Source organism: Enterococcus larvae, assembly GCF_017830045.1.
Taxonomy (GTDB): Bacteria; Bacillota; Bacilli; order Lactobacillales; family Enterococcaceae; genus Enterococcus_L; species Enterococcus_L larvae.
The window spans coordinates 117,442-124,635 of record NZ_JAEDXU010000010.1 but is presented as its reverse complement, the minus strand read 5'-3'; the positions used below and the strand labels follow the sequence as shown (position 1 = coordinate 124,635).

Here is a 7,194-nt window from a genome sequence, read left to right as displayed (position 1 = left end):
ATCACCGTACCGGTTCGATTCCGGTCCTCGGCATGAGAAACAATATTTGCGCCCATAGCTCAATTGGATAGAGTGTTTGACTACGGATCAAAAGGTTAGGGGTTCGACTCCTCTTGGGCGCGTGGTCTTTTTTTATGGCTAAATACCATAATACAGAGTACCGGGAAGTAGCTCAGCTTGGTAGAGCACTTGGTTTGGGACCAAGGGGTCGCAGGTTCGAATCCTGTCTTCCCGATCTTGTTTTGAAAACATCAATGAAGATTGATGTTTTTTTGTTTTTAAAAAGAGAAACAGAGAGATTTTTAAAGGCTGCTAATCCCCAGAAGTTAGACCTACCACTCTAACTTCTGGGGACTGCTTCATGTTTTGCTTTTTATTTCTTCTGCGCACGTGTAATGAGCCTAGCAAAGCTTTCTTTACTATATATGGTAACAGGTCCATGTCCGCAGAAGATGTACTGAAGAGTCTCTTTTTCACACAGCTGTTTGACGGACTCAATTGCCAACTGCTTATCAACGGTGGCCATCGCAGGAAATGGAAATAGCCAGCGTATATCACCTGAAATGGCTAAGCCGCCCTGTGATTGAAGTAAATCGCCAACATAGGCTGTATGGGTTCTTTGGTCAATCAAAGAAATTGAACCATTTGTATGTCCAGGTGTTTCACGTACCAGCAGGCTACCGATAGATTCTCCTTCAAAGAGAAGTGTATTCGGTTCAATAGGCATGCGAATATTGTGTACGTTATTCTGGCTGTCTATATACTCCTTCTTTCCTATACATACCTCTGCATCTGGGAAATGGGCACTGATCTTCTGAATATCACCTGTATGGTCTGAATGCGCGTGGGTAAGGATAATATATTTTAGCGGCAGCTGTGTCTCCTCAACTGCTTGAATGATGGATTTAGCTGTCCCGCTTTTGCTGCAATCAATTAGCGTACAATAATTTTCTTCCTTTACGATGTAGCAGTTGATTGGAAAGATAGGTGTGGTCAGTTGTAACACATGTGAGGTTGAGTGATTAATGATCTTCATAAGGCTCCTCCTTGATTTCATCAAATAATTGTTCTATAAATCCATCTAAGCGACGTGCGTTTCCTGTCCCCAGCTCTTCTGTCAATTGCTGAAAAGTACCAGGATAAGGTAATTGCTTCAGCAAAGTCAGGATTGATTGGTAATGGTGCATAACCAGCTCCAGATCTCGTATCTTCTTGTTCAGCAGTGTCATTCCTTCTTGATTGCATTCCTCTGACAGCTCTTGATCGAAGAGTCCCATAAAACCTTTGATTTCCTTTATAGAGAACTGGGCATATTTCATCACTGAGATATATTTCAATTTTAGAAGCTCTTCTTCCGAATATACTCGATAATTGTTTTCCGCTCTTTTTGGAGAGATCAGCTTTTCTTTTTCATAATAGCGAATGGTATCTTTCGATAGGCTTGTGCGTTTGGCTATTTCATTGATTGTCCATGCAGTAGTCATCATATCGCCTCCTGTTGCTATGATAACATTGGATAGAACTCCAAGGTCAAGTGGAAATTATTGAATTTATTCTGAAAAGTTCTTGTTTTTCTGTAAAGTGGAAGCTTTCTTCTTTATTTACGCTCTTAAATTCGATATAATTATGGTCAGTAATAGTCAAGGGAGAAGGATGGATATTATGAACAATCAAAATACTTCTGATTTGATTGAAGCATACTTAAAGAAGATTTTGGAAGATAATAGTAAGATTGAGATTCGTCGTGCAGAGATGGCAAATTTATTCAATTGTGTCCCTTCCCAGATAAATTATGTGATCAATACTCGTTTTACAATTCAGCGAGGTTATTCTGTTGAAAGTAAACGAGGCGGAGGCGGATATATCCGTATTGCGAAGGTCACAATATCAGATAGTACACAGCTGTTGAAGCAAATTGAAAAGTTTATCGGCGATCAGTTATCAGAAAAAGATGCACTGACCTTTGTTCAGAAATTATATGAAGAAAAAGTTGTCACAAAGCGTGAGGGAAATATCATGCTCGCTGCTTTAGGAAAAAATGTACTTGGAAAATTCGGTGTTAAAGAAGATTTTTTACGAGCTCAATTGATGTATTCCTTTCTGGAACGCTTGAGCTATGAGGAGGAATAGTTATGGACGAGTTATTTACAGATAGTGCCAAAGCGGTTTTAGCAATCGCACAGGAAGAAGCCAAGTACTTTAGACATCAGTCTGTTGGCTCTGAGCATTTATTGTTGGCCTTAGTCATAGAGTCAAAAGGAATCGCAGGAAAAACGCTGCGTCAGCTGAATGTCGATAAGAATGATATACGAGAAGAAATCGAGCATTTGATGGGATATGGGGTAGTAAAGTCTTACCCTAAAGGTGCCTACCTCCCTTATTCTCCTCGCGCAAAACAGATTTTTGCTTATTCAGGTGAAGAAGCAAAACGATTAGGAGCTCCAAATATCGGGACTGAGCATTTATTGCTGGGGCTTTTGAGAGATGAAGATATTCTTGCTTCCCGTATCCTAGTAAATCTAGGCTTGAGCTTGATCAAAATCAGACAGCTGTTGATGAAAAAGATCGGTATCAACGATCCTCAAATGGCGATGTCCGGAAGTAAAAGAAAGAGCCAAAAAGGGGGTGCTCCAAAAGGGGGTACGCCAACATTGGATTCTTTGGCAAGAGACTTAACGAAGCTTGCAAGAGAAAACAATCTTGATCCAGTAGTAGGCCGTTCTGATGAAGTACGCCGACTGATCCAGATTTTAAGCCGACGCACTAAAAACAACCCTGTTCTTGTCGGTGAGCCTGGTGTGGGTAAAACAGCCATTGCCGAAGGTTTGGCTCAAAAGATAATCAATGGCGAAGTGCCTAAAGCGATGCAGGAAAAACGTCTGATGATGCTGGACATGGGAGCATTAGTAGCCGGAACAAAATATCGTGGTGAATTTGAAGATCGCCTGAAAAAGGTTATTGATGAAATTTATCAAGATGGTCAAGTCATTCTATTTATCGATGAACTGCATACGTTGATTGGTGCTGGTGGTGCGGAGGGTGCAATCGATGCATCCAACATCCTGAAGCCTGCATTGGCTCGTGGAGAGCTGCAAACGATCGGTGCAACGACACTGGATGAATACCAAAAATATATCGAAAAGGATTCTGCATTGGAGCGAAGATTCGCGCGTGTGCAAATCGATGAACCAACACCGGAAGAAGCTAATGAGATCCTTAAAGGCTTACGTTCGAGATATGAAGCCCATCATGGGGTAGAAATCACTGATGGTGCGTTACATGCAGCAGTCCAATTGTCTGTTCGTTACATTAATTCACGTCAATTGCCGGACAAAGCAATCGATTTGATGGATGAGTCAGCTGCAAAAGTTCGTTTGGATTTAGCAGATGAACCGTCTGCAGTCAACTCTCTGCGGACTGAGATTCAAGAGTTGTCAGATGAGAAGGAAGAAGCAATTCATGAGCAGTCCTTTGAAAGTGCGGCTCGCCTAAGAACGAAAGAGAAAAAACTGCTTAAAAAACTGGAAAACTTACTTCTTGTAGAGCAAAAAGAGGCTTCTGGTTATACCAATAAAGTTACTGAAGAAGATGTGGCATCTGTTGTATCACAATGGACGGGTGTACCATTACAGCAATTGGAGAAAAAGGAAAGCGAGCGCTTGATGGAACTGGAATCAATTCTTCATCATCGTGTCGTAGGGCAGGATGACGCTGTTAAGGCTGTTTCCAGTGCTATTCGCAGAGCTAGAAGCGGGTTGAAAGACCCAAATCGTCCAATTGGTTCATTTATGTTCCTTGGGCCAACAGGTGTTGGTAAGACGGAGCTGGCGAAGGCGTTGGCGGAAACGATGTTCGGCAGTGAAGATGCGTTGATCAGAGTTGATATGTCAGAGTTCATGGAAAAATACAGTACTAGCCGATTGATCGGTTCGCCTCCTGGTTATGTAGGTTATGAAGAAGGCGGTCAGCTGACTGAGAAGATTCGCCAAAAGCCTTATTCTGTTATTCTGTTGGATGAGGTGGAAAAAGCCCATCCGGATGTGTTCAACATTCTGTTGCAGGTACTGGATGATGGCCATCTGACAGATTCTAAAGGTAGAAAAGTCGATTTCAGAAATACAATTCTGATCATGACATCCAATATCGGTGCAACAGCAATCCGTGAAGAAAAGAATGTTGGTTTCAACGTACAGGACTTGACGAAGGATCATAATGCGATGCAAAAACGAATTTTGGAAGAGCTGAAAAAGGCTTTCCGTCCGGAATTCTTGAACCGTATTGATGAAACAATCGTCTTCCGTTCTCTGGATCAGGATGAAATTCATGAAATCGTGAAAATCATGAGTAAAGCGATCATTACACGTATGACGGAGCAGGATGTTTACTTGAAAATCACAGCAGCAGCTATTGATGTGATTGGTAAAGTCGGCTTTGATCCGGAATATGGTGCGAGACCGATCCGTAGAGCCTTACAGAAGGAAGTTGAGGATCGTTTGAGTGAAGCATTGCTGTCTGGTCAGATTCATCTAGGCGATAAAGTAACGATCGGTGCCAGCAAGGGGAAAATCACCTTAAGCGTGAAGGCGCCGAAAGAACAAAAGGAATTAGAGCCTGTGAATTAAGCAGCTTGGCTTTCCTGAAATGAAGGATTGAAAATCACTACTACTCTGTGGGTATCAATGGTTAGTCATTGACGCTCACAGGGTATTTTTTCGCTAATTTGAAAGAACGTCCTAGTGGGTTTGATCATTCACTCACTAGCTTACGAAAAGCTGTTCAGGTGCTTAGACTCAGGTTCAGCTTAATTATCAACAATGACATAGTGTCAATCTTGGTTTGGCGGGCATGCAGTAAAGTCTATGTGGAAGCGTCTGATAAGAGTGAAGTATTGATTAGAAAGTTTGTGAAAGAACGATGAAAGTCCGTGATAGTATTGGAAAGTTTGTGAACCTATGATACTATAAAACAGTCGCTAAAGGAGGAAATGTGATGATAGAAATTATTGCTACAGCGGAGTCGATCGATCAGGTAAAGCTGTTGCTGACTGCAGGAGTAGATACATTATATATCGGGGAAGAGACCTTTGGGCTGAGATTGCCGGCTTCTTTTTCCAGAGAGGAACAAAAGACGATCATTGCTTTGGCTCATGAGGCTGGTAAACAGGTCATGGTCGCAGTAAACGGCATCATGCATCCGGATAAAATGAAGCTGATTCCTGAGTATTTGGAATTTTTAAAGGAAGCAGGACCGGATAAGCTGGTAGTGGGAGATCCTGGTGTGATTTTCACGCTACAGCAGCAGAAAGTCGAGATTCCCTTTGTCTATGACGGTGAGACGATGGTAACAAGTTCTCGTCAAATCAATTTTTGGGCTAAGAGGGGTGCATCAGGTGCTGTTCTGGCACGTGAGGTTCCGTTCGAGGAAATGACCGCAATGTCAGAAAATCTGCAGGTTCCGGTGGAAGTCTTGGTTTATGGTGCAAGCTGTATTCACCAGTCTAAACGTCCCTTGTTGCAGAACTACTATAATTATACGCAGCTTGGAGAAGACAAGAGTAAGGAACGTGGTTTGTTCTTATCTGAGCCTAAAAAAGAAGAGACACATTATTCAATTTATGAAGACAGCCATGGTACACATATTTTTGCGGATAATGACATGAACATGATGGGTGAACTGGACAAGCTTTATCAACATGGTTATACAACGTGGAAGCTGGATGGGATTTATGCCCCAGGAGAAAACTTTGTTGAAGTCAGTAAATTATTTGTTGAAGCAAAGACTGCATTAGAAGCAGGAAGCTGGTCTGAGGAACAGGCAGAAGCGTGGAGTGGGAAGGTTCAAGCACTGCATCCTGAAAACCGTGGTCTGGATACAGGATTCTTCCATTTAGATCCAAATGAAATCAAGTAGAAAGAAGGAGCAAAGAAAGATGGAAAAAGAACGAACATTGAAGCGTCCCGAGGTGCTGGCACCAGCCGGGACGCTGGAAAAACTAAAAGTAGCAATTCATTACGGCGCAGATGCTGTGTATATCGGTGGAAATGCCTACGGACTGAGAAGCCGTGCCGGTAATTTTACGTATGAGCAAATGCAGGAAGGGGTGGCGTTCGCTAAAGAGCATAATGCAAAGGTATATGTTGCAGCGAATATGGTCACTCATGAAGGGAACGAAGAAGGTGCTGGAGACTTTTTCCGTGAGTTGAGAGACTTGGGGATTTCAGCCGTGATCGTTTCTGATCCGACACTGATCGAGATATGTGCAGAGGAAGCCCCGGGATTGCCGATCCATCTTTCAACACAGGCTTCAGCAACAAACTATGAGACTTTAGAATTTTGGAAAAATGAAGGTCTTGAGCGTGTCGTGCTGGCACGTGAAGTATCCATGGAGGAAGTTGCAGAAATACGCAAAAATACAGATGTAGAGATTGAAGCGTTCATCCATGGTGCTATGTGTATTTCTTATTCAGGACGTTGTACTTTGTCTAATCATATGTCCATGAGAGATGCGAACCGTGGCGGCTGTTCTCAGTCCTGCCGCTGGAAGTACGATTTATACGATATGCCTTTTGGAACGGAAAAACGCAGTCTGACGTCTAAAGGTGCTGTCGAGGAGGAATTCTCCATGAGTGCGGTGGATATGTCTATGATCGAGCATATCCCTGAATTGATTGAAAATGGCGTGGACAGTTTTAAAATCGAAGGACGCATGAAATCGATCCATTATGTATCAACGGTTGCGAATGTTTATAAAAAGGCTGTTGATTCCTATATGGCTGATCCTGAAAACTATGAGTGTAAACAGGAATGGATCGATGAGTTGTGGAAGGTGGCACAGCGTGAGCTCTCTACTGGTTTCTATTATCATACTCCTACAGAAGAAGAGCAGCTGTTTGGCCCCCGCAGAAAGATTCCCGAGTATAAATTTATCGGAGAAGTGATGGCTTATGATGCTGAAACGAAGACAGCTACGATTCGTCAGCGAAACCATTTCAGTGTCGAGGATGAGATCGAGTTTTATGGTCCTGGGTTCAATCACTTTTATCAAACGGTGGAAATAATGTACAATGAAGATGGCGAGTCGATCGATCGGGCACCAAATCCGATGATGATTTTGACGATGCCGGTTGTTCAACCAGTTTCTGTCGGTGATATGATTCGAAAGAAAAAATAATAATGTACTATCGAGACAGAAGT

General features: G+C 42.6%; 6 protein-coding genes and 2 tRNA genes. 6 read left to right on the top strand and 2 right to left on the bottom strand.

Annotated elements, in window-relative coordinates; translation table 11 throughout:
- The first annotated feature begins 48 nt into the window (after positions 1–48).
- Together I6N96_RS16665 and I6N96_RS16660 are read left to right on the top strand one after the other, a co-directional pair.
- Positions 49–122 (top strand) — tRNA-Arg (locus I6N96_RS16665).
- Between the two features lie 39 nt (positions 123–161).
- A tRNA-Pro gene (locus I6N96_RS16660) sits at positions 162–235 on the top strand.
- 138 nt (positions 236–373) lie between these two features.
- Here the strand turns inward: I6N96_RS16660 and I6N96_RS16655 are convergent.
- Together I6N96_RS16655 and I6N96_RS16650 are read right to left on the bottom strand one after the other, a co-directional pair.
- Complete coding sequence (locus tag I6N96_RS16655; RefSeq protein WP_209558698.1) at positions 374–1,036, bottom strand: MBL fold metallo-hydrolase; 663 nt, start codon at positions 1,034–1,036, stop codon at positions 374–376.
- On the bottom strand, positions 1,023–1,484 hold the full coding sequence (locus I6N96_RS16650) for a MerR family transcriptional regulator (protein ID WP_209558697.1): 462 nt from the start codon (positions 1,482–1,484) through the stop codon (positions 1,023–1,025). The genes I6N96_RS16655 and I6N96_RS16650 overlap by 14 nt, the downstream gene beginning before the upstream one ends.
- A gap of 178 nt (positions 1,485–1,662) precedes the next feature.
- Between I6N96_RS16650 and I6N96_RS16645 the strand changes: the two genes are divergently transcribed.
- The 4 genes from I6N96_RS16645 to I6N96_RS16630 all read left to right on the top strand — a co-directional run bounded on the left by I6N96_RS16645 (position 1,663) and on the right by I6N96_RS16630 (position 7,171).
- The gene (locus I6N96_RS16645) at positions 1,663–2,130 is read left to right on the top strand and encodes a CtsR family transcriptional regulator (protein ID WP_209558696.1); all 468 of its coding nucleotides are present in this window, start codon (positions 1,663–1,665) and stop codon (positions 2,128–2,130) included.
- Positions 2,131–2,132: 2 nt separating this feature from the next.
- Positions 2,133–4,622 (top strand): ATP-dependent Clp protease ATP-binding subunit, encoded by a 2,490-nt coding sequence (locus I6N96_RS16640; RefSeq protein WP_209558695.1) that lies wholly within the window; start codon positions 2,133–2,135, stop codon positions 4,620–4,622.
- Positions 4,623–4,989: 367 nt separating this feature from the next.
- The gene (locus tag I6N96_RS16635; protein ID WP_209558694.1) at positions 4,990–5,910 is read left to right on the top strand and encodes a peptidase U32 family protein; all 921 of its coding nucleotides are present in this window, start codon (positions 4,990–4,992) and stop codon (positions 5,908–5,910) included.
- A 19-nt stretch (positions 5,911–5,929) separates the two neighbouring features.
- Positions 5,930–7,171: a peptidase U32 family protein gene (locus I6N96_RS16630; protein ID WP_209558693.1), complete on the top strand. Its 1,242-nt coding sequence runs from the start codon at positions 5,930–5,932 to the stop codon at positions 7,169–7,171.
- The last annotated feature ends 23 nt before the right edge of the window (positions 7,172–7,194 follow it).